Source organism: Microbacterium sp. 2RAF4 (assembly GCF_052115285.1).
Lineage (GTDB): Bacteria > Actinomycetota > Actinomycetes > Actinomycetales > Microbacteriaceae > Microbacterium > Microbacterium oxydans.
Genome location: NZ_JBFRGI010000001.1, coordinates 250,853 through 273,711 on the forward strand (window position 1 = coordinate 250,853; position 22,859 = coordinate 273,711).

31 protein-coding genes are annotated in these 22,859 nt (G+C 65.0%); 21 read left to right on the top strand and 10 right to left on the bottom strand.

Annotated features, from left to right (window positions below; all coding sequences use genetic code 11):
- Positions 1–6 precede the first annotated feature (6 nt).
- Both AB4070_RS01200 and map read right to left on the bottom strand, forming a co-directional pair.
- Positions 7–600 (bottom strand): histidine phosphatase family protein, encoded by a 594-nt coding sequence (locus tag AB4070_RS01200; RefSeq protein WP_441978567.1) that lies wholly within the window; start codon positions 598–600, stop codon positions 7–9.
- Positions 601–685: 85 nt separating this feature from the next.
- The gene (gene map, locus AB4070_RS01205) at positions 686–1,468 is read right to left on the bottom strand and encodes a type I methionyl aminopeptidase (RefSeq protein WP_046747071.1); all 783 of its coding nucleotides are present in this window, start codon (positions 1,466–1,468) and stop codon (positions 686–688) included.
- Between the two features lie 109 nt (positions 1,469–1,577).
- Here map and AB4070_RS01210 point away from each other — a divergent pair, with 109 nt between their 5' ends.
- The 10 genes from AB4070_RS01210 (at position 1,578) to AB4070_RS01255 (ending at position 9,420) form a co-directional block, all read left to right on the top strand.
- The gene (locus tag AB4070_RS01210; RefSeq protein WP_441978568.1) at positions 1,578–2,066 is read left to right on the top strand and encodes an MFS transporter permease; all 489 of its coding nucleotides are present in this window, start codon (positions 1,578–1,580) and stop codon (positions 2,064–2,066) included.
- 168 nt (positions 2,067–2,234) lie between these two features.
- On the top strand, positions 2,235–2,582 hold the full coding sequence (rplS, locus tag AB4070_RS01215; protein WP_045265383.1) for a 50S ribosomal protein L19: 348 nt from the start codon (positions 2,235–2,237) through the stop codon (positions 2,580–2,582).
- A gap of 117 nt (positions 2,583–2,699) precedes the next feature.
- Entirely contained in the window at positions 2,700–3,425 is a 726-nt protein-coding gene (lepB, locus tag AB4070_RS01220; protein WP_058630610.1) for a signal peptidase I, read from the top strand.
- Positions 3,422–4,081, top strand: coding sequence for a ribonuclease HII (locus tag AB4070_RS01225; protein WP_441978569.1), 660 nt, complete (start codon positions 3,422–3,424; stop codon positions 4,079–4,081). The genes lepB and AB4070_RS01225 overlap by 4 nt, the downstream gene beginning before the upstream one ends.
- Before the next feature lie 72 nt (positions 4,082–4,153).
- On the top strand, positions 4,154–4,480 hold the full coding sequence (locus AB4070_RS01230) for a DUF2469 family protein (RefSeq protein ID WP_441978570.1): 327 nt from the start codon (positions 4,154–4,156) through the stop codon (positions 4,478–4,480).
- Positions 4,481–4,607: 127 nt separating this feature from the next.
- A complete protein-coding gene (locus tag AB4070_RS01235) occupies positions 4,608–4,970 on the top strand; it encodes a YraN family protein (protein ID WP_441978571.1) in 363 nt (120 codons plus the stop codon).
- Positions 4,967–6,496, top strand: coding sequence for a YifB family Mg chelatase-like AAA ATPase (locus AB4070_RS01240; protein ID WP_441978572.1), 1,530 nt, complete (start codon positions 4,967–4,969; stop codon positions 6,494–6,496). The genes AB4070_RS01235 and AB4070_RS01240 overlap by 4 nt, the downstream gene beginning before the upstream one ends.
- A complete protein-coding gene (locus AB4070_RS01245; protein ID WP_441978573.1) occupies positions 6,493–7,254 on the top strand; it encodes a DNA-processing protein DprA in 762 nt (253 codons plus the stop codon). The genes AB4070_RS01240 and AB4070_RS01245 overlap by 4 nt, the downstream gene beginning before the upstream one ends.
- Before the next feature lie 7 nt (positions 7,255–7,261).
- Entirely contained in the window at positions 7,262–8,665 is a 1,404-nt protein-coding gene (locus AB4070_RS01250) for a recombinase family protein (RefSeq protein ID WP_441978574.1), read from the top strand.
- A 566-nt stretch (positions 8,666–9,231) separates the two neighbouring features.
- Complete coding sequence (locus AB4070_RS01255) at positions 9,232–9,420, top strand: hypothetical protein (protein ID WP_441978575.1); 189 nt, start codon at positions 9,232–9,234, stop codon at positions 9,418–9,420.
- A 9-nt stretch (positions 9,421–9,429) separates the two neighbouring features.
- Here the strand turns inward: AB4070_RS01255 and AB4070_RS01260 are convergent, their stop codons facing one another.
- The 7 genes from AB4070_RS01260 to AB4070_RS01290 form a co-directional block, all read right to left on the bottom strand.
- Positions 9,430–10,011 carry a recombinase family protein gene (locus tag AB4070_RS01260; RefSeq protein WP_441978576.1) on the bottom strand — a complete coding sequence of 194 codons (582 nt, stop codon included), beginning with the start codon at positions 10,009–10,011 and terminating at the stop codon, positions 9,430–9,432.
- A 256-nt stretch (positions 10,012–10,267) separates the two neighbouring features.
- Entirely contained in the window at positions 10,268–10,474 is a 207-nt protein-coding gene (locus AB4070_RS01265) for a hypothetical protein (RefSeq protein WP_441978577.1), read from the bottom strand.
- 183 nt (positions 10,475–10,657) lie between these two features.
- Positions 10,658–11,065 (bottom strand): hypothetical protein, encoded by a 408-nt coding sequence (locus AB4070_RS01270; RefSeq protein WP_441978578.1) that lies wholly within the window; start codon positions 11,063–11,065, stop codon positions 10,658–10,660.
- Positions 11,062–11,526, bottom strand: coding sequence for a hypothetical protein (locus tag AB4070_RS01275; RefSeq protein WP_441978579.1), 465 nt, complete (start codon positions 11,524–11,526; stop codon positions 11,062–11,064). The genes AB4070_RS01270 and AB4070_RS01275 overlap by 4 nt, the downstream gene beginning before the upstream one ends.
- 238 nt (positions 11,527–11,764) lie before the next feature.
- Positions 11,765–12,475, bottom strand: coding sequence for a hypothetical protein (locus tag AB4070_RS01280; protein WP_441978580.1), 711 nt, complete (start codon positions 12,473–12,475; stop codon positions 11,765–11,767).
- 176 nt (positions 12,476–12,651) lie between these two features.
- Positions 12,652–13,110, bottom strand: a complete 459-nt coding sequence (locus tag AB4070_RS01285; protein WP_441978581.1) for a hypothetical protein — start codon at positions 13,108–13,110, stop codon at positions 12,652–12,654.
- Positions 13,111–13,195: 85 nt separating this feature from the next.
- Positions 13,196–13,780 carry a hypothetical protein gene (locus AB4070_RS01290; protein ID WP_441978582.1) on the bottom strand — a complete coding sequence of 195 codons (585 nt, stop codon included), beginning with the start codon at positions 13,778–13,780 and terminating at the stop codon, positions 13,196–13,198.
- Between AB4070_RS01290 and AB4070_RS01295 the strand changes: the two genes are divergently transcribed.
- Positions 13,779–14,288, top strand: a complete 510-nt coding sequence (locus tag AB4070_RS01295) for a DNA-processing protein DprA (RefSeq protein ID WP_441978583.1) — start codon at positions 13,779–13,781, stop codon at positions 14,286–14,288. The genes AB4070_RS01290 and AB4070_RS01295 overlap by 2 nt on opposite strands.
- Positions 14,289–14,343: 55 nt before the next feature.
- Positions 14,344–15,246, top strand: coding sequence for a tyrosine recombinase XerC (locus tag AB4070_RS01300; protein WP_441978584.1), 903 nt, complete (start codon positions 14,344–14,346; stop codon positions 15,244–15,246).
- Between the two features lie 21 nt (positions 15,247–15,267).
- Here the strand turns inward: AB4070_RS01300 and AB4070_RS01305 are convergent, their stop codons facing one another.
- Positions 15,268–15,804 (bottom strand): murein hydrolase activator EnvC family protein, encoded by a 537-nt coding sequence (locus AB4070_RS01305; protein WP_441978585.1) that lies wholly within the window; start codon positions 15,802–15,804, stop codon positions 15,268–15,270.
- A 303-nt stretch (positions 15,805–16,107) separates the two neighbouring features.
- On the opposite strand from AB4070_RS01305, the gene rpsB reads away from it, so the two are divergent.
- From rpsB to AB4070_RS01350, 9 genes are all read left to right on the top strand, one after another.
- Positions 16,108–17,058: a 30S ribosomal protein S2 gene (gene rpsB, locus AB4070_RS01310; protein WP_046747065.1), complete on the top strand. Its 951-nt coding sequence runs from the start codon at positions 16,108–16,110 to the stop codon at positions 17,056–17,058.
- Positions 17,059–17,099: 41 nt separating this feature from the next.
- On the top strand, positions 17,100–17,927 hold the full coding sequence (gene tsf / locus AB4070_RS01315; protein WP_045265219.1) for a translation elongation factor Ts: 828 nt from the start codon (positions 17,100–17,102) through the stop codon (positions 17,925–17,927).
- Positions 17,928–18,019: 92 nt separating this feature from the next.
- Positions 18,020–18,736, top strand: coding sequence for a UMP kinase (pyrH, locus tag AB4070_RS01320; RefSeq protein ID WP_282846985.1), 717 nt, complete (start codon positions 18,020–18,022; stop codon positions 18,734–18,736).
- Positions 18,737–18,803: 67 nt separating this feature from the next.
- Positions 18,804–19,358: a ribosome recycling factor gene (frr, locus tag AB4070_RS01325; RefSeq protein ID WP_017830710.1), complete on the top strand. Its 555-nt coding sequence runs from the start codon at positions 18,804–18,806 to the stop codon at positions 19,356–19,358.
- Positions 19,359–19,363: 5 nt separating this feature from the next.
- Positions 19,364–20,509: a phosphatidate cytidylyltransferase gene (locus AB4070_RS01330; protein WP_441978586.1), complete on the top strand. Its 1,146-nt coding sequence runs from the start codon at positions 19,364–19,366 to the stop codon at positions 20,507–20,509.
- Complete coding sequence (locus AB4070_RS01335; RefSeq protein ID WP_441978587.1) at positions 20,509–21,087, top strand: DivIVA domain-containing protein; 579 nt, start codon at positions 20,509–20,511, stop codon at positions 21,085–21,087. The genes AB4070_RS01330 and AB4070_RS01335 overlap by 1 nt, the downstream gene beginning before the upstream one ends.
- A gap of 96 nt (positions 21,088–21,183) precedes the next feature.
- The gene (locus AB4070_RS01340; protein WP_046747097.1) at positions 21,184–21,828 is read left to right on the top strand and encodes a transglycosylase SLT domain-containing protein; all 645 of its coding nucleotides are present in this window, start codon (positions 21,184–21,186) and stop codon (positions 21,826–21,828) included.
- A 9-nt stretch (positions 21,829–21,837) separates the two neighbouring features.
- On the top strand, positions 21,838–22,125 hold the full coding sequence (locus tag AB4070_RS01345) for a hypothetical protein (protein WP_082108564.1): 288 nt from the start codon (positions 21,838–21,840) through the stop codon (positions 22,123–22,125).
- Positions 22,122–22,844, top strand: a complete 723-nt coding sequence (locus AB4070_RS01350) for an alpha/beta hydrolase (RefSeq protein WP_441978588.1) — start codon at positions 22,122–22,124, stop codon at positions 22,842–22,844. Before AB4070_RS01345 ends, AB4070_RS01350 begins: the two co-directional genes overlap by 4 nt.
- Positions 22,845–22,859 lie beyond the last annotated feature (15 nt).

Sequence of the window (22,859 nt, forward strand, 5' to 3'; positions counted from 1 at the left end):
CATCTCTCAGAGCATGCGCTCGGAGGCGCCGTCGATCTCGAACACGACCCCGTGGGGGTGCCTCAGCCCGAGTGCGGTCGAAGCATCCAACCCTCGCAGCTCCGCGCGCAGCATGCGCCCGATCATCTCGTGGCTGATGAGAAGCGGGATGCCTTGTGACACCCATCCGCAGCTGCTGAGTGCCTTGCGTGCACGTGCTCTGGCCTGCGCGTAGCTCTCCCCGCCGGGGAAAGCCCACCCGTAGCGGTTGGCCGCCCGCTCTTCCCTCGCGGTCGGATACTCCGCGTCGATCTCCTCCCATGTCAGGCCGCTGAGCTCGCCGTGGTCGAGCTCGGCGAGCTCCGGCACCTCGACCACGTCGGCACCGAGGCGTTCTGCGACGATCGTCGACGTGTGCACCGCCCTGCCGAGCGGACTGGAGCATACAGTGCGGACGCCGACGTCCATCAGGCGATCCGCGATCGCATGCGCTTGTTCGACCCCGTCCGGGGTCAGAGGCGAATCGAGCCGCCCCTGCAGGCGACGCTCTCTGTTCCACTGGGTCTGCCCGTGACGCGCGAGGAGCACTCGCTCCGGCACATGACGATCATGCGGAATCATGGACTCAGGATGGCACACCGAGGCGCCGACCGCGCCTGCGTACGGCGTCCGAAACAACCGATACGGCGATCAGCGACGTCGCAGGTCAGTCGACGCCGAGGAACGACCGGTCGGTCAGGATGATCGGCCCCTGCTCGGTGATCGCGATCGTGTGCTCGGAGTGCGCGCCGCGGGAGCCGTCTGCGCTGCGCAGCGTCCATCCGTCGGGGTCCGTGACGAGCTCGTCGGTCGTGGCGAGAAGCCAGGGCTCCAGGGCGAGGACCAGGCCGGCGCGCAACGGGAAGCCGCGACCGGGGCGTCCGTCGTTGGGGACGTGGGGGTCGCCGTGCATCGTCCGGCCGACGCCGTGGCCGCCGAAGTCCGTGTTGATCGAGTAGCCCTCACCGTGTGCGATCGTGGCGACCGCTGCGGAGATGTCGCCGATGCGGTTCCCGACGGAGGCGGCGTCGATCGCCGCGGTCAGGGCCCGCTCGGTCGTGTCGATGAGTCGGAGATCCTCGTCGCTGGCTGTTCCGACGACGAACGAGACAGCGGAATCGGCGACCCAGCCGTCGACCGCGACCGCGAAGTCGAGCGTGACGAGGTCGCCATCGCGGAGCACGTAGTCGTGGGGGAGGCCGTGCAGAACGGCGTCGTTGACGGAGGTGCAGATGACCTTCCCGAACGGGCTCGCTCCGAACGAGGGGTGGTAGTCGATGTAGCACGACTCGGCGCCGGCGCGACGGATCATGTCGTGCGCGCGGCGATCGATCGAGAGCAGGTTGGTTCCGACCTTGGTCTCGTCACGCAACGTCGCCAGGGTTTCGGCGACGAACCGCCCGGCGGCGCGCATCTCTTCGATCTCGGCGGGGGTGCGCAGTTCGATCATCGGTTGTCCTCTCGTCCGTCCTATTCTCCCTGATCGTGAGGCCGCGGAAGGTCGCGCGCTCTCAGCGAACACGGGAGCACGCGGGAGATCGCCGTCGTACCATCTCAGCATGTGGTTGCGACAGGCCTACTTCCGCTGGCTCCTCCCGGCGGCTTTCCTGCTGCCCCTGTGGCTGCTGATCGGGTGGGGGGTCTTCCAGGGCGGCTGGTCGATCCTGTGGGTGCTGCTCGTCGCCATGCCGTCCGTGTTCCTGGGGCAGCTTCTCCTCACGCTTCTGACGCGGTCCCGTCCGTCCGTCCGTATCGAGCGAGCGGTCTCGTGGTGGGACGTGGCCGGGTTCACGGTCTGGAACGGCCTCACGATCGCGGTCGGATTCTTCATCGACGGCGCCTTCCCGTGGTTGCTCACGGGGGCCATCGTCGCCGGGATCGCGCTGATCTGGCTGCAGTTGTGGCAGCTGTGGAACGAAGCGAGGGGAAGCGGAGCGCGGTTGCGCGAGACCATCTCCTGGTCCACGATCCCGACCGTCGATGAGCCGTCAGCGCCGACGCGTGCGCATGAGGTCATCGTGGTGCGGGAGACGGACATCCGGGACTGACACCGCGTTTTGGCCCGTCGCCGCATTCGTGGCAGAATGGTTGTTTGTGCTGTGACCGGCTCTGCCACAGGGGAGCCCGCGGACGCGTCAGCTCCGTACAGCTCAACCCTTTTCTTGTTCCTTTGAATACATGCATGCGACCTGTGGCGGGTGCAGAGAGAGACGATCATGCAGATCCTCGACGCCGTCGACGCGGCTTCCCTCCGTTCGGACATCCCGGACTTCTTCCCCGGTGACACCGTCAAGGTGCACGTCAACATCACCGAGGGCAACCGCTCTCGTATCCAGGTCTTCCAGGGTGTCGTCATCGGCCGCCAGGGTGACAGCGTCCGCGAGACCTTCACCGTCCGCAAGATCAGCTTCCAGGTCGGCGTCGAGCGTACCTTCCCGGTGCACTCCCCGGTGATCGACCACATCGAGGTCGTCACCCGCGGTGACGTGCGTCGCGCGAAGCTCTACTACCTCCGCCAGCTGCGTGGCAAGAAGGCGAAGATCAAGGAGAAGCGCGACCGCTGAGTCGACGCATCTCCGAAGCACCCCGGGACACGATGTCCCGGGGTGCTTTGTTCTCCGCCCGGTGTGCGACCCTAGATATCGTCGCCGCACGCCGGCGCATGATCGTGAAGGAACCAGATGACTGAATCCCCATCCGCGCCCACGTCCAGACGACGCCGCGGGTTCCTGGTCTTCCTTCGAGACGTGCTGGTGATCGTGGTGATCGCCGCGTTGGTGTCCTTCGTCGTGAAGACCTTCGTCGTCCGCTCCTTCTACATCCCCTCCGCGTCGATGGAGCGCACGCTCCTGGTCAACGACCGTATCCTCGTCGACGAGCTCACTCCGCGCTGGACCGACTACGAGCGCGGAGACGTCGTCGTCTTCAAAGATCCGGGTGGGTGGCTGGACGGACAGCCGCAGACACCCGCACAGCCGCCTCTGGTCGAGGCGGTCGACTGGGTGCTGAACTTCGTGGGCATCTCCGCGACCGACTCGCAGGATCATCTCGTCAAGCGGGTGATCGGTCTTCCTGGCGACCACGTGGTCTGCTGCAACGCGCTCGGACAGATCACGATCAACGGCGCGCCGATTGACGAGCTCAGCTACCTGAATCTCCCGCAGGGCGACACTGCCGCGTCGAACGAGCCATTCGACGTCGTCGTCCCGGAGGATTCCGTGTGGCTGCTGGGTGACAACAGGGATCGCTCGCGCGACGCCCGCGCGCACCAGGACCTGCCCAGCGGCGGCTTCGTCCCGATGGAGAACATCGTGGGCAAGGCGTTCCTCACGACGTGGCCGCTGAACCGGCTGGGACCGATCGACGGCCATCACGAGATCTTCAACGGCGTCCCGGACCCGGAATGACCGTCATCGCGCCGAAGCTCACCCTGGAACGTCGGCTCCTCGGCGAGTGCGAACTGATCATCTCGCTGGACGAGGTGGGTCGTGGTGCGCTCGCGGGACCGGTCGCGGTGGGTGCAGCCGTGATGGACGCGACAGGCGCGCGTCGTCGTGTACCCGAAGGGCTGCGTGATTCGAAACTCGTGACGGAGAAGCGCAGGCCGGAGGTTGCCGCCCGCGCCGCCGCGTGGGTGCAGGCCTCGGCGGTCGGTTGGGCGAGCGCGGCGGAGGTCGACGAGGTCGGCATCATGAGGGCGCTCGGACTCGCCGCGTCCCGTGCGGTCTTGGCCGTCGCCGCGCAGGGCGCCGCGCTCGACGGAGCTCTGATCCTGCTCGACGGGAACCACGACTACGTGTCGAAGGTGCATCCGACTCCGCTGAATGTGCGTCCCGTGGTCAAGGCGGACCGTGATTGTGCTTCCGTATCTGCGGCCTCCGTCATCGCGAAGGTCGCGCGGGACGGCTACATGGCGGAACTTCATGAGACGCATCCCGCGTATCAGTGGAACCGCAACAAGGGCTATGCCAGCATCGAGCATCGCGATGCCATCCGGACGATCGGACTGTCGCCGCACCACAGGGCGTCGTGGGCCATAGCGGACGCTCCCACGCTGTTCTGACAGGGGTGCCGAGGACGCGTCCCGGCAGCCGATGACGCGCCCCGGTGCCCGCGACTCTAGGATGGACACATCATGGATGAGGAAGCCTTCGACGACTACGACCGCGAACTCGAGCTGGCACTGTTCCGGGAGTATCGGGATGTGGTGTCGCAGTTCCAGTACGTCGTGGAGACCGAGCGCCGGTTCTACCTGGCCAATGACGTGAGCGTCGTCCGCCGAGACACCGAGCACGACTTCTATTTCGAGATCTCGATGACGGACGTCTGGGTGTGGGACATCTACCGTGCGGATCGCTTCGTGAAGGCCGTGCGGGTGCTCACGTTCAAGGACGTCAACGTCGAGGAGCTGCAGCGCAGGGAGTTCGAACTCCCGCAGGAGCTCTCGCTCGACGGCGAGTGACGAAGCCTCTCGTGCTACCGCGCCCGGGCTCACTCCACACTGCGCTGTAGAGCCGACTTCTCCCCAGATGCCGTGAATCTGCAGCCGTGCCCCGATCCCGGTAGCTGGTCCGCGTGATGCTGGGCAGATGGCAGCGAAGGATGAACTCGGAAGAGCGGGAGAAGACCGCGCCGCGCAGCATCTGAGGAGCAGCGGATACACCGTGCTCGCGAGGAACTGGCGGTGCACGCAGGGGGAGATCGACATCGTCGCCGTCTGCGGCGATCATCTCGCCGTGGTGGAGGTCAAGACGCGGCGGACGGACTCGTTCGGGCACCCGTTCGAGGCGATCGACGCGCGCAAGCGCCGGCGGCTCTGGCAACTGGCGCAGGCGTGGATCGCGGAGCATCCGGGAATAGCGCGGGGGCGAGAAGTGCGCATCGAGGCGATCGGCATCATCGGAGCCGACCCGATCACCGGTGTGCTCGAGCATCTCGTGGACATCGCGTGAGCACCGCGCGTACCTGGGCTGTCGCGCTGACCGGCGTGGACGGACACCTCGTCGAGGTCGAGGCCGACATGTCGAACCAGACGCCCGAGTTCCGGATCATCGGCCTTCCCGACAAGTCATTGGGAGAAGCCGTCCAGCGCGTGCACAACGCCTGCAAGAACGCGGGCTTGGATCTGCCACGTCGACGGCTCACCGTCAACCTGTCGCCCGCAAGCCTTCCGAAGCATGGCGCCGGGTTCGATCTGGGCGTCGCCGTGGCGTGCCTGGCCGCAGGTGGAGCCGTCGAGCCGCGTTCCATCGCCCGGACGGTCCATATCGGCGAACTCGGTCTCGACGGCAGGATCCGACCGGTGCCCGGCGTCCTCCCCGCGGTCTTCGCTGCGGCACGAGCGGGATTCGAGACGGCGATCGTGCCACACGGGAACGAAGCAGAGGCGAGGCTGGTGCCCGGTATCGACGTACGCGCAGCCGGGTCCCTGGCGGAGGTCGCCGTGTGGCACGGCGCCGACGTGGAAGTGCCCGATGTCGACTTCGTGGAGGTGGCGTCCGACACACGGAGCTCGAGCGAGGCCCTCGATCTCGCCGAGGTGATCGGGCAGGAGGAGGCCGTCGAAGCTCTCATCGTCGCCGCAGCCGGTGGGCACCACATGCTCTTGAGCGGTCCGCCTGGCGCCGGTAAGACGATGCTCGCCCGGCGACTGCCCGGCATCATGCCCGCGCTCGATGAAGAGGAGGCGCTCGAGGTCGCATCCGTTCGCTCGCTCAGCGGAGAACCGGTGTCGGCGCTGGACCCTCTCCCTCCGCTGGAGGCCCCGCACCACAGCGCATCGGTCGCGGCGCTGGTCGGTGGCGGCTCCCGTGTCGCAAGACCGGGAGCGATAGCGCGTGCGCACCGCGGCGTACTGTTCCTCGATGAAGCAGCCGAGTTCTCACGCGTCGCGCTGGATGCCCTGCGCCAGCCGCTGGAATCGGGGGTGATCGCTGTGCACCGGGCCGGATTCACCGCGACCTTCCCCGCGAGATTCCAACTCGTGCTCGCGATGAATCCCTGTCCCTGCGGAAATCATGGAGTGCGCGGCGCGGAGTGCGTCTGCCCGCCGATGGCGATCAGACGCTACTCCACCCGTCTGTCCGGACCGCTACGCGATCGCATCGACATCGATCTCCAGGTGACAAGGGTCGCCGCATCGCGGGCGACGGGTGACGCGAGTGCGGAGCTGAGCACTGAGCGGGCGCGGGATCGTGTCGCGGACGCGCGGGCGAGAGCAGCGTCCCGTTGGAGGAGCACCCGATGGCGTCGTAATGCGGATGTGCCGGGTACCTGGTTACGGCAGGGAGCGCTCCGGCTGCCCGCTTCGACGCGATCGCCGCTCGACCGGGCACTGGAGCGTGGCGCGCTGACGCTTCGCGGCTACGACCGCGTTCTCCGGGTCGCATGGACCATGGCGGACCTGGCTGCGCTGGACAGGCCGGGAACCGACGAGATCGGCCGCGCACTGCACCTTCGAAGGGGGCTGCCGCGATGATCGATGAGCTCCTGTCCGATGCCGAAGCTGTGGCCCTCGCGGAGGAGATCCATCCCGGTGAGAGTGTGGACGAGTGCATGGCACGCGTCGCATGGACCGTGATCGCGGAGCCGGGCGATGCCGTCGCCGGTGCTCTGATCGCGGAACTCGGTGCTGCGGAGGCACTCTCCGTGGCCGTGGGGCACTCATCATCGCTGCTGTCCCCGGGAAGCGCGAACGCAGCGGCATCCCGCATGCTCGCCGACGGGCGGGCGCGTTGGATCCCGCGGGCAGCACCACGAGCCGTGCTGACAGCGCTCCACGGTGCCGCTGCCGCTGGTGTCCGGCTGCTGATACCCGGCGACGCGGCTTGGCCCGCCGCCCTCGATGATCTCGGACCGCATGTCCCCGCCGCCCTGTGGGTGCGGGGTCGTGTGGAGCTGCTCGACCATCAACCTCGCGTGTCCATCGTCGGTGCGCGCGCTTCCTCGGGGTACGGCGAGCACGTGGCCGCAGAGATCGCGGGGGATCTGGCAGCCACAGGCGTGGTGATCGTGTCGGGCGGTGCGTACGGGATCGACGGAGCCGCCCATAGAGCTGCCCTCGGAGTCGAGGGCGCGACAGTGGCGTTCCTCGCTGGCGGAGTCGACCGTGCGTACCCGGCGGGGCACCAGGCCCTCCTGACGCAGATCGCCGAGGAGGGGGCGCTGGTGAGCGAGCCACCCTGCGGCACCGCGCCGACGAAGTGGAGGTTCCTGGCGCGTAAACCCTCTCTATGATGACGGTATGGAACTAGTGGACATCTATGTGCGTCTCTCGATCTTCGATGAATCTAAAGATGGCATGGATCGCCAGGAGTCCGACCTGAGGGATTGGGCGTCCACCAAGAACATGGCAGTGCGGAAGGTCTGGCGTGATCCAGGCGTGAGCGCCTACAAGAACACCCGGCGCAAGCACTTCGAGAACGCTGTAAGCGCCGTCGTCACGGGCGAGGTTTCTACCCTGCTCGTGTGGAAGTTGGACAGGCTGAGCCGACGTGGAGCCGGTGCGGTCGGCACTCTCCTCGATGATCTGGAGAAGGCCAAGGGTCGGATTCTGTTCTTCAAAGACGGCCTGGATACGTCGGAGCCGTCCAACCGCCTGCCGATCATCCTCGTCAGCGAACAGGCCCTTGGCGAATCAAAGAACACCAGCCTCCGGATCAACTCTAAGAACGAAGCGCTGATGAAAGCCGGACTTCCGCCACTAGGTAAGCGGCGCTTCGGATACCTGCCAGCCGATCAGACGTTGAAGCGGACAGTGAACACGGTGGAGCATCCTGACGAAGCTTCCATCATCCGCCACCTGTTCGCCAGCTACATTGGCGGGGCGTCGATCCACTCTCTGGCCGACGAACTCGGATGGCGTACGGGCAGGGTTCGCGACACGCTGATGAACGCGGCCTACGCCGGGAGGTTGAAACTCGGTGAGGTCGAGTACGAAGCCGCCGACAGTGTTGATCGGCTGATCAGTGCGGAGGACCACGCGCTTGCCTTAGCTCGGCTTCAGTCCTCCTCCGCCGTCTACCGGGGTTACAACCCACACGGGGGAACGATCAAACATCTGGCGTCCGGGATCGCACGCTGTGGGGTCTGCGACTCCCCGGTGATGTTCCGGAACACGTACGTTTGCAAGGCCGTCCCAACGCGGCACATGAGCATCACCGAGAAGTCTCTCGACAACCTCATCCGCACTCGGACTGTCGAGACGCTCCTTGATGCAGAGTTCCGAGTTGAGCTGGAGCCGGGTTCTCGTAGCGCCGTCCAAATCAATGCCGATCTGACTGGAACGGAGGGCGAGATTCAGGATGTCCTCAGTGGCCTCTCTAACGGCCTGAAGATGAATCAGCTACTTCCGCACCTGAAGCCGCTCCAAGAGCGACAGGAGGCGCTGCAGCGCGAGTTGGAGGCCTACTCAGCGTCGAGCGTGCAGGCGCGCGTTCTGAGCGAGGTCGCCGCATCTATGAGGAGGTCGGCTGAGGTCTGGGCCGCGAAACCTCCCGGAGTGCGCACGCAACGCATGCTTGCGAGTCTCGCCTACGATGATCTGCCGCTGAATCAGAAACGGGAACTGATCGACGGACTGTTCTCCATCGTGATTCATCCGGGGCGCGGAACAGAGCGAGTGAAGATCACGCCTAAGCGCGCTTGACGGCTCCACGCCCGGTGTCGCGCGACACGCCCGGGCATCATCCGAAGCTTCCACAATCGAGCACCTGGCCAGAGTTTACGAAGCGTCACGCATATTTCGCATACCGACCAATAGCGGCATACAGCGACCGTTAGCGCCGACGCTTGGCGTCCCCAATCCACAGAGTTGCACACAGGTTCACCCTCAGACTGTCGGGGGCACGCCGTAACCTGTAGGCACGAGGTTCCCCTTCATCGCAATTAGGTCCGCCAATCAAAGGACGTGGGGATGTTCGGGGAATCTTGTGAAATCGAATCGGAGATAGCGTGCGTGAATGATGAGGAGCATCGCGCAGTGGTCGGAGTCGGGTGCAGCGAATGCGGTACCCGCACGTGGGAATCGTTCGGAGATGGGAGCCTCAGCACGATGCAGTCATAGGTGACTGCCACTTAGACCAAGAGGGCGAGTGCTGGTTTTCCTTCCCAGCACTCGCCCTCAGTCTTGCTTGGGGTTGCACTCCCTGCGCTACCCTGAGCGCATGACGGCAACTGCGCACGAAGGCGTGCGTCAGACGAATGGGGACACTGATGGCGAATGAAGTGTACGTAGGTGGGGTCCAGCTGGAAATTATGTCCGGCGACGTGAGTCACTTCGACATGGCGGTGCGCAAGCATCTTGATAGCGGCGAAGAGTGGTTCGTGTACTCGCAAGAGAAAGTTCACTACCAGCTTCACATCACCAAGGCGACGGACATCATCATCCGTTACGACAACTGACCACAGCCTTTAGGTGGCGCTCAGAGCGCGGTACACGCTCGCACGGCTCATGCCCGCGAGCTTGGCGATTTCAGAGGGTGTGCGGCCCTTGGCCTTCAGCTTATGGACCTCTGCCACCTTCGATGGTGAGAGGGCCGTGCGGGGCCGTCCTGCTACCTGTTCACCGGCTTGAGCGCGGGCCGCCCGCGCCGCTCTGGCCTCTGCTACTCGCTCGGCGTTCATTTCTCGTTCCCACTCCGCCATGAGGGTCATGAGTCCGCGCATGAGTTTCCCGGTAGCGCCAGTCATGTTCTCGCCGTCCTTGAGGCTGAGCACGGTCACCCCGCGTTCCTCAAGCTCTGCAATCGTGCTGAGCACGTGCAGGGCGCTTCGCCCGAGTCGATCCAGGCTCACAACCTGAATCTGGTCCCCGTCGCGTACACGGCTGAGGAGGTCATCGAGACCGGGGCGCGTGGTCTTCACGCCGCTGATCGTGTCGGCGTAGATGTCGGCGGGGTCGATGCCAGCCGCCACGAGTGCATCCGTCTGACGGTCGAGGTTCTGCGCTGCCGTGCTGACTCGGATGTAGCCGAACGTCTTCTGAGTGGTCATGTCCACTACTGTATCCGTTACACACTTCTGAGACAAGTCACAGATACAACTTTCGAGACGGAGAATCGGGTCTATCCGTACAAGAATCCATCGGGTGTAACGGATGACCGAAAGCATGGATTTGAGACAGAGCGATCCCCTCGACTCAGTGAGACGAAGACGAGGGGATCGGGTGCCGCCGTGCTTGCCTCAGGATCGCGGACGGCGTTCCTCACGGTAGAGCTACTAGAAGACCCGTGAGGAAGTTTCAAGAAAGTCAGGTGCGGCGCGTGCGTTCGTTCTGCTCGGCCAGGAGGGTACTCAGGCGTTCCTCGTCAGTCCCGAAGCGGTTGCGCATGAGTTCGGCCTCCATCTCGGGGGGCCACTCCTCGGGCTGATACTGCCGGTCGGCAGCGGCTGCGGGGTTCGTGCGCTGGTTGTGTTGAGATTCCGCGATGATCGCGCTTAGTCGGTCGTCAGTCATTTTCATCTTCTTCCCATGCGATCCATGCGCGTAGATGCGCCATGACGGTTTCGTAGGCGTCTGCTTGATTCCGTGTCAGCCAGAATCGTTGAGGCAGGCCGTCGAGTGCGATTGCCAGATCAGCGGTGAGCCTTACAAGGTCCGCTCGCTGTGCTGCTGTGCTTCGTGCTGTTCGTGTGGGCATCAGTACTCCCGCAACGTCCATTGAGTCGTTCCTCGCTGCTCGGGATACTTCTTCGCAATCTGGCGGAGGGCGCCGATTCTCTCGTCAGGATCTGAAATCTTCTTCGCGTACTCCACCTCCGCCTGGTGACGGTGGTATCGCGCGCCATAGGCATCATCGTCACCGATGCCCATGCCTTCCGGCGCGGGGCCATGACCGAAGCGGACTTCTCCCCACCTCGCTCGCTGGTCTTCCTCACTGAGGTCCAACCAGCTGTTTCCCTCGCGGTCGTATGTCTGCTCAATCTGCTTCGCCGTGAGGGTGACGGTTTGGCCTTGGTAGAGGACGATGCCGCCGTAGGTGTCACGGGGGACCGTCAGGCCGGTCTTCAGTGCGTGAATGGTCACAGTGTCTGTCTTGGGGGTCATGATCGGTTCCTGTTCTTGATCTGCGCGCTGAGAGCATTCGCTAGCCCTCGGGTCTCTGGGTTCTCGGACAGCACTCCAAGAAGGTCGGGGGCGGAGTCTGGATATGTGCGCACGAACAGACGAACGCCCACTGTCAGCGCCTGGACCTCTTCGAGAGCTTCATCGATAGACGTGTCATCGATCCCAAGCTCCGTGATGAGCTTCGCCAGAATCTCCGCCTCACCCTTGATTGCGCGGCTCTGCGCCATTGGTGAAGCTGTGAGCTTGGACTGTCGGCGGACGGTGCGGGCATGATCGGCCGCTTCGACGAGGCGGGATAGAACCAGGGTCACGCCAGGTGCGTCATCGACGATCTTTGCCAGCTCTGATTTTCGAGATAGTGCGTACCTTCCGATGCTTGCAACGCTCGTCCCACCTACCGTGCGTGCGATATCGGCGTAACTAACACCATCATCAAGCATCGTGTCAATGCGTGTTCGTTGTGGGTGTGTTACCACCGTTGAATTTCTACCCATGGGTTTCCCTGTATTTTCAAGGGTAGTGGTGCACGGACCTCGATGAAAAGAAATGCACCACTACCCACTGTGAAGAAGAAAAGGCGTTACCTGATGAGATGGAGTCCAACGCCTTCCCATGTACTACTATCGGTCATAGTGTCTCGAAACTTCACAGAATTCGAGAAGTTTTTGAGATATATTTCTACAGTCCCGCCATCTGGCGGAATTCGTCCACGGTGAGACCAGGCCTTGGGAAAGGATCATCTTCGTCAAGATTCACTTCTAATCCACCCCAGACATCTTGAGGTGTTTTTTCTTTTGCCGCGCCGTCGCGTGCCGGAGGCATAGCGACGATAGGCGCGGGCGAGGATTTATCCGAGCTGTTCTTTTCGATCTTGTGATCTTTTGTTCTTATCATTGGCTCTGGAGCATCAGTCTGTAGCTCTGGAGCATCAGTCTGTAGCTCTGGAGCACCAGTACTGGTGCTCTCAGCCACCACTGCCCGTTCTTGCGTGCGTGACTCTGGAGTCCAGTGCTGGTTGGCGAGCTTCAGCACTTCGCGGACGAATGGTGACTTTCTGAAGCTGTAGTTTTCGGACAGCTTGCCGTTGCGGCGCTGATGATCGACAACGACAATGACCCCTTGGGCCTTAAGGAAGTCAAGGACGACCTTTGTAGTACGTGGAGTGGTTCGCGAGATTGCCGCGATGCCGCGCTGGCTCAACCGGCTCTTCTGGCCCGTCGCATAGTTGATATGCTGGGCAAGGGCCATTCCGACGCCCCAGAATGCCCCGCCTGGAACATTGTGGCGCTTTAGGATGACATCCGGGCAGTATTCAAGGAACTTGCGAAACTCCATGGCGCTGAGCAACTGAGGATCGTTAGGTTGTTTCGGGGTAAGCTTCGTAGCCATATCATCATCAATCTGTTCTTGACCTTCTCAGGTAGGAGGAGAAGGCTGGAATCTCGCCGAGCGCGGATTGATGATGAAGAGACGCAAACCCGGCGAGATTCCAACTGAATGTTGTGCGTTGCTCCTACACTCCGCTTGGGTCTACTATCGCGCTGAGACCCATGGGCTTATACGTCTCATTCGTCCAATTGTGCAATGTCACTAGGCTTTTTCTTGTTTCTCGCGTTCGCGGGATTCACGGGCTGTTCCTCCAGCGGATCAGCGAGAAGCCGGTAAATCGTCGACGGTGCAAGATCCACTTGTTCGGAGATGGCATGCAAGGTCAAACCCGCCTGCCGCAACTCGTGTACGTGTCGGCGGTGTTCCTCGGTGACCTTCGTAGGGGCTTTACGCGGCTTCTGGGCGCTTATCAGTGCCTCCCGCTCCCTCTGCGCCTCATAGGCTCCTTCGATGGCTGCACGGGCTTTGTAGGCGTTCCTCGCAACTTCCTGCCGGGCCTCTGTGACGATGCGTTGGCGGTCAGCGGAGGTTGGTGCGTGGATGAGCACGCGATGCAGGTAGGAGTGCCTAGCGGGTGGCAGGTCGAGAGCACGGAGCGCTCTCAGGGCTTGGATCAGTTCGTCGTCAACGTTCATCACTCCACGGTGATGAACTTTGCCGGGGCGTGGGGCCGGGGCGCGCTAGCGGTTCGTTACGCGGTGGTGAACGTCCCGGTGCGGGTCATGCCAGTCCGCGCAAGTGTCGTTGCTCTGCCAAGAACTCATCATCAGTGAGAGCCCTGACGCGATCTAGTTCGGCCTTCGCTTCGCTTCGGCTCGCGCGCAGGCCGACAGCACGGTGGAGCGCAGCGTTGGCTTCGCCCTTCTCGCGCTCGGCTTCGGCAGGGTATCCACTGCCCGCGGACTCCCTGGCGGCTTCGAGCTTCGAGTTCTTCTCGCCGTCTTGCGTGGCCGCTTGTGAGTCCAGCTCCGCGACGCGAGTGATGAGAGCGGAGATCTCCTCCGAGCGTGTCGGCAACGCCTGCAGTAGGTCCAGCTTCTTCGCGGCCAATGCGACCTCCTCAGCGATACGTCGTGTTCGGTTCTCACCGTGAAAGACGAAAGTCGAGACGAACGCTGCAAGCGTCGCACCGAAGATGAGTCCGATTCCAGCGGCGAACGCGTCTCTCCCCGTCATACCTTGCGTTGCCACAAAGAAGACAAGCGCGAGAATGAAGCTCGCGCCGGTTGCGATGCCGAAAATCCAGGTCCACTTTGCACTCACGCCACCGAACTTATCGTCCTTGGGGGATGATGCGCTTGCCATGCACCCCATCCGCTTGGCGTTCGAGAATTTCAACAGTCATGGTCATGGTTTACTCGCGAGGAATCGTCTGATCGCCGCGCTGGGACACGCGACCGTCGTCGTCGAAGCGGGCTGGCGGAGCGGATCCTTGAACACCGCAGGTCATGCTGCGACGCTCGGGCGTCCACTCGGTGCCGTCCCCGGGGCGGTGACCTCCGCCTCATCGGCGGGGTGCCACCGGTTGCTGCGCGAATACGACGCGCAGTGTGTCACGTCGGCCCAGGAGGTGCGAGAGCTGTTCGGCGCGATGGGTCATCGACCGGAGCCGAGCCTGGGGGAGCGTGATCCTCTTCACAGTCGCATCCTGGAAGTCATGAGTAGCCGGACTCGCCTCTCGATCGACGAGGTCGCCCGCCGGTCGGGGCTCTCGCCTGATCGTGTCCGATCAGTGCTCGGCCTTCTGCACCTGGAAGGAGATGTCGCGCTCGACGGTGCGGGGTGGCACCGGGCGGCGGCTTCCCGACGGTAGCGGATCCGACGGCGAGGCTGCCGATAAGGGAGCTCGATCGCGGCAAGCTGGAGTCATGGAGATCCCGGCGGCCGCAGACGCGTTCGCCGACCACCTGCAGCGGGTGCGTCGGCTGTCGTCGGCGACGGTGAAGGCCTATCGTTCCGACCTTCGCGACCTCGCCGCTTCTGCAGGGGGAGTCGCCGTCGAGGACGTCGACCTGGAAGTCCTCCGGAACTGGCTATGGAACGCCACGCAGCGCGGAGATGCGCGGTCCACGCTCGCACGCCGCGCCGCAACCGCGCGGTCTTTCTTCGGCTGGGCGTCTGAACAGGGGATCGTCGCGCATGACCCGAGCCTGAGATTGGTCGCGCCGAAGAAGGGGAGAACGCTGCCGACGGTCGCCTCGCGCGACGCGATGTCCGAGCTCCTCGACGCGCATCGCGCCGCAGCCTCGGGCGGTGACCCGCTCGCGCTGCGAGATCATGCCATCCTCGAGCTGCTCTACGGGTCCGGTATCCGCGTCTCCGAACTCTGCGGTCTGGATGTCGACGACCTCGACCTCGACCGCGGCACAGCCCGAGTGGTCGGCAAGGGAGACAAGGAACGCGTCGTTCCGTACGGGGCGCCGGCACGGGATGCCGTCTCCGCGTACCTGCGACGAGGAAGGCCGGTTCTCATCGCCAGGTCACGGACCTTCACCCCGGCCATGATCCTCGGAAGCAGAGGGGGGCGAGTGGGTCCGCGCACGGTGTACGAACTCGTCGCACGTGTGCTCGCACCGATCGTCGGCGCGGAGACGATCGGTCCGCACGCGCTCCGTCATACCGCCGCCACCCATCTGCTCGACGGCGGAGCGGATCTGCGAGCGGTACAGGAGATTCTCGGACACGCCAGCCTCGGCACCACGCAGATCTACACCCACGTCTCGACCGAACGCCTGACGGCCACCTACCGGCTCGCCCATCCGCGGGCCTGACCCGAGGGCTCGGAGGCTCGATCACGGGGTCTCGCAGCAGGGGAGGAGCACCGCTCGCGGAACATCTCCGAAGAGCAGCATCGGGTTGATGTAGTCCCCGTCGAGACGCACGCCGAGGTGAAACGCCCCAGACGGAGCGTGCCCGCCCACGTCGACGACTCCGATCTGCTGGCCCTCGGCGACGTGCGCGCCGACCACGAGGTCAGAACGGACCGGTTCGAACGTCGATACCAGCCCGCCGCCGTGCTCGATGGTGAGCAGCGGCCGATCCACGACCGTCCCTCGGAACGCGACCACCCCGTCGGCAGGCGCGGTCACTTCGGCTCCCGGTGGGGCGCTGAGGTCGACGCCACGATGCCCGGCTCCGTATCGGTGCGCCGGCGCACGGTAGGGTGCGACGACGGAGCGCGGGCCCGCGACCGGCCAACTCCAGGTGGGCGTGTCAGCATCATCCGACGTCGGTGCCGAGCGAGCGGGAGACGCCGCGCCGAAGTCGAGCATCATGACGACGAGCAGGATCGTGAAGAGCAGCGATGGCATTCCGGACCTGGGGTGCATGAGTGCATCCTGACTGTGCGCGGGCGACGGGGCGTGCGCTGCGCTGTGAAGGGCCGGATCCAGGGAGTAAGCCAGAAGGGCGTGCGGCCGTGCAGGAGGAGAGACCGCATGATCCTGTATGCTGGAGGAGCACCTCGAGATCGAGGTGACTACGCGTGCCCAGAGCGACTCGTTTCGCGGCATCCACTCCCACAGGTCCTGTCCTCACGACAGGCGGGTGTGAGCCGGGCACCAGGGAGTCCGACCATCCGGTCGGCTTGCAACCTCAACGGCGCAGAATCGCGCCAGAACCAGGAGACGACCATGGCTGTGGTCACCATCCGCCAGCTGCTCGACAGCGGCGTGCACTTCGGACACCAGACCCGTCGGTGGAACCCGAAGGTCAAGCGCTTCATCCTCACCGAGCGCAGCGGCATCCACATCATCGACCTCCAGCAGTCGCTCGGCTACATCGACAAGGCCTACGACTTCGTCAAGGAGACGGTCGCCCACGGCGGCACCATCCTCTTCGTCGGCACCAAGAAGCAGGCGCAGGAGATCCTGGCGGAGCAGGCCACGCGTGTCGGCCAGCCGTTCGTGAACCAGCGCTGGCTCGGCGGTCTCCTCACCAACTTCCAGACGATCTCCAAGCGTCTGGCTCGCATGAAGGAGCTCGAGGAGCTCGACTACGAGACCCCGGCGAACAGCGGCTTCACGAAGAAGGAGCTGCTCCTCAAGAAGCGCGAGCTCGACAAGCTGCACAAGTCGCTCGGTGGTATCCGCAACCTCACGAAGACGCCGTCTGCCATCTGGGTCGTCGACGCCAAGCGCGAGCACCTCGCCATCGACGAGGCCAAGAAGCTCGGCATCCCGGTGATCGGCATCCTCGACACGAACGCCGACCCGGACGACTTCCAGTACCCGATCCCCGGCAACGACGACGCCATCCGCTCGGTGTCGCTGCTCACGCGCATCATCGCGGACGCCGCGGCCGAGGGCCTGCAGCAGAAGCACAACCCGGAGACCGGTGACGCCGAGCCTCTCGCCGACTGGGAGAAGGAGCTTCTCGAAGCCCCCGCGCAGGAGGTCCAGGAGTCCGCTGACGCCGCCGAGGTCACCACCGCGGATGATGCTGCCGCCGTCGTCGAGACCCCCGCTGCCGACGAGACCGCTGCCGACGAGGCCGGTGCCGAGGCACACGACGAGGCGATCGCCGCCGCTTCCGGTGAGGAGACCGCCGAGGTCGCCGCCGCCGAAGCCGCTGACGCCAAGTAATCCCTCGTACACACACCTAACGAAGCAAGGAGCCACCACACATGGCCAACTTCACCATCGCTGACCTGAAGGCGCTGCGCGAGCAGCTCGGCACCGGAATGGTCGACACCAAGAAGGCGCTCGAGGAGGCCGACGGAGACGTTGCGAAGGCCACCGAGATCCTGCGTCTCAAGGGTGCGAAGGGCAACGCGAAGCGCGCTGACCGTTCGACCAGCGAGGGACTCATCGTCGCTCGCGAGCAGGATGGCGCCGTGACGCTCATCGAGCTCGCGTGCGAGACGGACTTCGTCGCGAAGAACGAGCGCTTCATCGCGCTGGCCGACAAGGTCGCCGACGCCGCCGCCGCGGTGAAGGCCGACTCGGTCGACGCCGCCCTGGCTGCATCCGCCGGCGACAAGAGCGTCGAGCAGGTCATCTCCGAAGAGGCCGCGATCATCGGCGAGAAGGTCGAGCTGCGTCGTGTGCGCACGATCTCCGGCGACAAGGTCGAGGTCTACCTGCACCGCACGAGCAAGGATCTGCCCCCGCAGATCGGCGTCGTCGTCGCCTACACGGGTGACGACGCCGAGACCGCTCGCAGCATCGCTCAGCACATCTCGTTCGCCAACCCGTCGTACCTGTCCCGTGAGGACGTCCCGGCGGACGCTGTCGAGAAGGAGCGCGAGATCGTCACCGAGATCTCCCGCAACGAGGGCAAGCCGGAAGCGGCTCTCCCGAAGATCGTCGAAGGCCGTGTCTCCGCGTTCATCAAGCAGGTAGCCCTGCTCGAGCAGGACTACGCCAAGGACAACAAGCTCTCTGTCGCCCAGGTGGCGAAGGACGCCGGTATCACCGTCACGGACTTCGCGCGCTTCAAGGTCGGCGCGTAGCAACGTCGAAGGGGTTCGGATCGTCATGATCCGAACCCCTTCTTCATGCCCACGAGGCACTATCTTGAATCGGGACGAGAGGACACCCACCCATGACTGAACGCACCGGACGCCGACGCGTCCTTCTCAAGCTCTCCGGAGAGGCTTTCGGCGCTGGACAGCTGGGGGTCAACCCGGACGTCGTCAGCCAGATCGCGCGCGACATCGCCGCCGCCGTCGACCGCGTCGAGGTGGCGATCGTCGTCGGGGGTGGGAACTTCTTCCGCGGAGCCGAGCTGAGCCAGCGCGGAATGGACCGGGGACGCGCTGATTACATGGGAATGCTCGGCACGGTGATGAACGCCCTTGCGCTGCAGGACTTCCTCGAGCAGGCCGGTGCCGCGACGCGCGTGCAGTCGGCGATCTCGATGACTCAGGTCGCGGAGCCCTACATCCCGCGTCGGGCCGAGCGCCACCTCGAGAAGGGGCGCGTCGTGATCTTCGGAGCCGGCGCCGGTCTTCCGTACTTCTCGACCGACACGGTCGCGGCTCAGCGCGCGCTGGAGATCGGTGCGGAAGAGGTCCTCGTCGCCAAGAACGGCGTCGATGCCATCTACACCGCGGATCCGAACAAGCACGCCGACGCCGAGCGCATCGAGCAGGTCACGTACAGCGACGCACTGCAGCGGGGCCTGAAGGTCGTCGATTCGACAGCGTTCAGCCTCTGCATGGATAACAACATGAACATGCGCGTCTTCGGCATGGAGCCGGCGGGCAACGTCACCCGCGCTCTGCTCGGCGACCCGATCGGCACGCTGGTCACCACCTGAGTGTGCGGCGGGCGGAGACGACTTCGCCCGATAGAATTTGCAGAACACCCCGACGATAGGAGTCACCGTGATCGCGGACGTCCTCGCTGAAACCACCACTCGCATGAACCGGGCGGTCGAAGCTGCCAAGGAGGACTTCTCCACGGTGCGCACCGGTCGTGCGAACCCGCAGATGTTCCAGAAGGTCCTCGTGGACTACTACGGCACTCCCACGCCGATCGCGCAGCTCGCGTCCCTGGCGAACCAGGAGGCGCGGACGCTCATCATCACCCCGTACGACAAGTCCGCTCTGAAGGCGATCGAGCAGGCGATCCGTGACATGCCGAACCTCGGTGCGAATCCCACGAACGACGGCAATCTCGTGCGGGTGACCATGCCGGAGCTCACCGCCGAGCGGCGCAAGGAGTACGTCAAGCTCGTCAAGACCAAGGCCGAGGACGCGAAGGTCCACGTCCGTGGCATCCGCCGCAAGGCGAAGGATGAGCTCGACGCGCTCAAGAGCGAGCTCGGCGAGGATGAGATCGCTCGTGGTGAGAAGGAACTCGACGTTCTGACGCGCCAGCACGTCGATCTCATCGATGACGCGCTGAAGCGCAAAGAGGCAGAACTCCTCGAGGTGTAGTCGGGATGTCTGACGAAACGCGAGATGCCGACGACGACAAGCCGTTCGCGCGTCGAGACGCGCATCACGGCACGCCGTCCGAAGGCGTCCCGCTCGTCGATGCGGCGTTCCCGTCGTTCGACAGTGCCGAGGTGCCCCCTCGGCCGCCGCTTCCCGCGCCCGCGGACCGCGTCGCCGCCGGGGGCGTCAGCCCTCTGGACACGGCGGACCACAACGCCATCCGTGAGCAGTGGCGCGCGGCGAGGGATGAGCTCGGCAGCCACGTCTCCCACGCACGCGATCAGCTCGACCAGGCGAACGAACGCATCAAGGAGCGCACCGGCCGGGATCTCATCCTCGCCACGGTGATCGGCCTCGCGTTCGGAGCTGCGCTGCTCGGCTCGCTGCTGTTCCTGAAGGTGCTCTTCGTGCCGTTCGCTCTCGCGGCCGCGTTGCTGGGTGTGTACGAGCTCTCGAGGGCCCTGCGGGGTTCCGGGCGGCGAGTCGACGTGGTGCCGCAGCTGATCGCAGCCACTTTCCTGGTGCTTTCGGCGTACTTCGCGGAGCCGTGGCTCTGCTGGGTGATGCTCTTCGTGTCCGTTGCCTTCGTGATCGTCTGGCGACTCATCGCGCAGATGGTGGAGAGGGACGGGCGAACCTACGGCGACGTGCTCGCCGACGCTGTGATCAGTGGTTTCGTCCAGGTGTACGTCCCCTTCCTCGCGGGGATCGCGCTCATCCTGCTCAAGCAGGAGGGCGGTGAGTGGTGGGTGCTCAGCTTCATCGCGATCGCCGTCGCCGCCGACACGGGTGCCTACGCCGCCGGTCTGGCCTTCGGTCGACACCCCATGGCGCCGAAGATCAGTCCGAAGAAGACCTGGGAAGGTTTCGGAGGTGCGGTCGCTGCGTCCATCGCCGCCGGCGTGCTGCTGGCGATCTTCCTCCTGGAGCTGCCGTGGTGGTGCGGCCTGGTGTTCGGTGTCTCGATCCTGCTCTCGGCGACGCTCGGCGACCTGGGTGAATCCATGCTGAAGCGGGACCTCGGCATCAAGGACATGAGTTCCTGGCTGCCGGGTCACGGCGGGCTGCTCGATCGACTCGACAGCATCCTTCCCTCCACCATCCCGGCTCTGTGTCTCTACTTCCTCTTCTCTCCTTGGGTGGCTCTGTGATGACCGAAGATCAGTTGGACGAACATCCCACGCAGGCGCCCGCGGCGTTCGCCCTCACATCCGGACGTGTGCGCGGATACCACCGTGCAGCCGTCGACACGTTCCTCGCCTCGGCCCGGCGCGCGTTCGAAGAGGGCGGCGCGGACCTCAGCGCGGAGGATGTGCGGACGGCCTCGTTCCCTCTGGTCAAGAACGGCTACGTGGTCGCCGATGTCGATGCTGCACTCGGACGCGTCGAAGACGCCTTCGCTGCGCGGGAACGCGAGCGAGTCGTGCGCGCACAGGGTGCCGGAGCCTGGGTCGAGCAGGCGCGGGCGGACGCGCAGGTCATCTTGGATCACCTGGCTCGCCCCCGTCGGCATCGTTTCGCCCGCACCGGGGTACTCACGTTCGGCTATCGTCTCGACGAGGTCGACCACGTGTCGACCCGCATCGTTCGTTATCTGCGTGACGGGGACCCTCTGACGGCCGAGCAGTTGCGGTCCGCAGCGTTCCGGATGCAGCGCGGCGGATACCGCGAGGAGCAGGTGGATGCCCTTCTCGACGCCACGATCGACGTCATTCTCGCGGTTCGCTGAGGTTCCTGATGGTCGATTCAGGCGACCTTGCGTAGACTGTCCTTCATCGTGAACTCCCGAAACGACATCACTCCAGACAGAAACGACCGTTCGCCTGTGCCCGCAGCGAAGGCCGGTTCGGCGCGCACGGGCACCCGTCGCTGGTCTCGGAGCCGCGGCGTCGTCGGCGTCTTCAGCGCCCTCGCGGTCGTCGGCTTCGCCGGTGCGCTCGTCGCTCCGACCGGAGTGGCATTGGCCGCGCCGGCACCGGAGGAGTCGCCGGACTCGGCGTATTCTCTGGCGCTCGCTGACACGCAGAACCTCACCGTCACCGTCGAGGGTGCCGAGATCGCGCCGGTCGTGCGCGGGGGCTTCGAGGTGTACGTGAAGCCGAAACCGGCACCCGTTCCCACCGTGGCGGCAGCACCCAAGACCGGTTCATCCGGCGGATCCTCCCGCGGCGCGCTTCCTCCCTACACGGGTGGTGGGGCTCCTGCGGAGTGGATGGCTGCCGCCGGAATCGCGCAAAGCGACTGGCAGTACGTCGACTACGTCGTATCGCGCGAGAGCGGCTGGAACCCCAACGCCACGAACAAGTCGTCAGGGGCATGCGGACTGGTGCAGGCTCTGCCCTGCAGCAAGGTACCCGGCAACGGCTACAACCCGGTCGACAATCTCCGCTGGGCGACGGGCTACGCCACCGGCCGTTACGGCAGCTGGGCCGGCGCCTACAACTTCTGGGTCAACAACCACTGGTGGTGAGCAGGCACGATGCCCCGCTCCCGCAGACGCCCTTCGGCGCGCCCTGAATCCGAGGACTCATTCGATCGTCTCCTCGCCGGCTGGAAGCGCACCGAGACTCGACGTGGCAGCGAGTGGACCGTTCAACCGGTGTCGGCCGCGCAGGCGCAGAAGGAATACGTGTGTCCCGGCTGCGGCCGTGGCATCGTCGCCGGGACGGCTCATCTCGTGGCCTGGCGCGCGGACGGGGTACTCGGGGACGCCGCTGACCTGGCGGCCCGTCGGCACTGGCATACGCACTGTTGGAGGCTTGCATGACCATCGAGATCCGCGGACCGCTGGAACTGCCCGCACGACGCGAGGACATCGAGCTGACCACGGCGGACGGCCTCACCCTCGTCGGGGAGCTCGCTCAGCCCGAGGACGCGCCACCCGTCGCGACGCTCGTGACGTTGCATCCGCTGCCGACCGCCGGTGGCTTCATGGATTCGCACATCATCCGGAAGGCGGCTGCACGGCTGCCCGCCCTTGCAGACCTGGCCGTCCTCAGGTTCAACACGCGAGGCACCACCTCCCCACGAGGCACCAGCGACGGGAGTTTCGACGGGGGAGCCGCTGAACAGTTCGACGTGGCCGCCGCGATGGACTTCGTCCGCGATCGCGCTCTGCCGCGCCCTTGGCTGCTCGGGTGGTCCTTCGGCACGGAGCTCGCTCTGAAGTACGGCAGGGAGCATGACATCGAGGGCATCATCCTCCTCTCGCCGCCGCTGCACCGCGCGACGCCGGAAGAGGTCGCCGCCTGGGCGTCGACCGACCGCACCGTCGTTGTCCTGGTACCGGAGCTCGACGACTACTTGCGGCCGGCAGAGGCCAGGGAACGCTTCGCCGCGATTCCGCACGCCACGCTGATCGCGGTGGAGGGCGGCAAGCATCTCTGGGTGGGGGAGACGCAGACGCGGCGCGTGCTCACCGAGATCGTCGCGGTGGTCAACCCTTCCGCATTGCCTCTCGCCACCCACTGGCCTGCCGACGACTGAGTGGCCGACGGCCCC

Excerpts from the sequence above, each read along its gene's own strand:
- rplS (WP_045265383.1), top strand. The coding sequence starts at position 2,235 with ATGCAGATCCTCGACGCCGTCGACGCGGCTTCCCTCCGTTCGGACATC.
- AB4070_RS01300 (WP_441978584.1), top strand. The coding sequence starts at position 14,344 with ATGGAGATCCCGGCGGCCGCAGACGCGTTCGCCGACCACCTGCAGCGG.
- AB4070_RS01250 (WP_441978574.1), top strand. The coding sequence starts at position 7,262 with ATGGAACTAGTGGACATCTATGTGCGTCTCTCGATCTTCGATGAATCT.
- AB4070_RS01270 (WP_441978578.1), bottom strand. The coding sequence starts at position 11,065 with ATGACCCCCAAGACAGACACTGTGACCATTCACGCACTGAAGACCGGC.
- AB4070_RS01290 (WP_441978582.1), bottom strand. The coding sequence starts at position 13,780 with ATGGCAAGCGCATCATCCCCCAAGGACGATAAGTTCGGTGGCGTGAGT.
- AB4070_RS01200 (WP_441978567.1), bottom strand. The coding sequence starts at position 600 with ATGATTCCGCATGATCGTCATGTGCCGGAGCGAGTGCTCCTCGCGCGT.
- AB4070_RS01280 (WP_441978580.1), bottom strand. The coding sequence starts at position 12,475 with ATGGCTACGAAGCTTACCCCGAAACAACCTAACGATCCTCAGTTGCTC.
- AB4070_RS01255 (WP_441978575.1), top strand. The coding sequence starts at position 9,232 with ATGGCGAATGAAGTGTACGTAGGTGGGGTCCAGCTGGAAATTATGTCC.
- AB4070_RS01350 (WP_441978588.1), top strand. The coding sequence starts at position 22,122 with ATGACCATCGAGATCCGCGGACCGCTGGAACTGCCCGCACGACGCGAG.
- AB4070_RS01275 (WP_441978579.1), bottom strand. The coding sequence starts at position 11,526 with ATGCTTGATGATGGTGTTAGTTACGCCGATATCGCACGCACGGTAGGT.
- AB4070_RS01245 (WP_441978573.1), top strand. The coding sequence starts at position 6,493 with ATGATCGATGAGCTCCTGTCCGATGCCGAAGCTGTGGCCCTCGCGGAG.
- AB4070_RS01260 (WP_441978576.1), bottom strand. The coding sequence starts at position 10,011 with ATGACCACTCAGAAGACGTTCGGCTACATCCGAGTCAGCACGGCAGCG.
- AB4070_RS01225 (WP_441978569.1), top strand. The coding sequence starts at position 3,422 with ATGACCGTCATCGCGCCGAAGCTCACCCTGGAACGTCGGCTCCTCGGC.
- map (WP_046747071.1), bottom strand. The coding sequence starts at position 1,468 with ATGATCGAACTGCGCACCCCCGCCGAGATCGAAGAGATGCGCGCCGCC.
- AB4070_RS01235 (WP_441978571.1), top strand. The coding sequence starts at position 4,608 with ATGGCAGCGAAGGATGAACTCGGAAGAGCGGGAGAAGACCGCGCCGCG.
- AB4070_RS01330 (WP_441978586.1), top strand. The coding sequence starts at position 19,364 with ATGTCTGACGAAACGCGAGATGCCGACGACGACAAGCCGTTCGCGCGT.
- AB4070_RS01305 (WP_441978585.1), bottom strand. The coding sequence starts at position 15,804 with ATGCACCCCAGGTCCGGAATGCCATCGCTGCTCTTCACGATCCTGCTC.
- pyrH (WP_282846985.1), top strand. The coding sequence starts at position 18,020 with ATGACTGAACGCACCGGACGCCGACGCGTCCTTCTCAAGCTCTCCGGA.
- AB4070_RS01230 (WP_441978570.1), top strand. The coding sequence starts at position 4,154 with ATGGATGAGGAAGCCTTCGACGACTACGACCGCGAACTCGAGCTGGCA.
- AB4070_RS01210 (WP_441978568.1), top strand. The coding sequence starts at position 1,578 with ATGTGGTTGCGACAGGCCTACTTCCGCTGGCTCCTCCCGGCGGCTTTC.
- tsf (WP_045265219.1), top strand. The coding sequence starts at position 17,100 with ATGGCCAACTTCACCATCGCTGACCTGAAGGCGCTGCGCGAGCAGCTC.
- lepB (WP_058630610.1), top strand. The coding sequence starts at position 2,700 with ATGACTGAATCCCCATCCGCGCCCACGTCCAGACGACGCCGCGGGTTC.
- AB4070_RS01295 (WP_441978583.1), top strand. The coding sequence starts at position 13,779 with ATGCACCCCATCCGCTTGGCGTTCGAGAATTTCAACAGTCATGGTCAT.
- AB4070_RS01285 (WP_441978581.1), bottom strand. The coding sequence starts at position 13,110 with ATGAACGTTGACGACGAACTGATCCAAGCCCTGAGAGCGCTCCGTGCT.
- AB4070_RS01265 (WP_441978577.1), bottom strand. The coding sequence starts at position 10,474 with ATGACTGACGACCGACTAAGCGCGATCATCGCGGAATCTCAACACAAC.
- AB4070_RS01335 (WP_441978587.1), top strand. The coding sequence starts at position 20,509 with ATGACCGAAGATCAGTTGGACGAACATCCCACGCAGGCGCCCGCGGCG.
- AB4070_RS01345 (WP_082108564.1), top strand. The coding sequence starts at position 21,838 with ATGCCCCGCTCCCGCAGACGCCCTTCGGCGCGCCCTGAATCCGAGGAC.
- rpsB (WP_046747065.1), top strand. The coding sequence starts at position 16,108 with ATGGCTGTGGTCACCATCCGCCAGCTGCTCGACAGCGGCGTGCACTTC.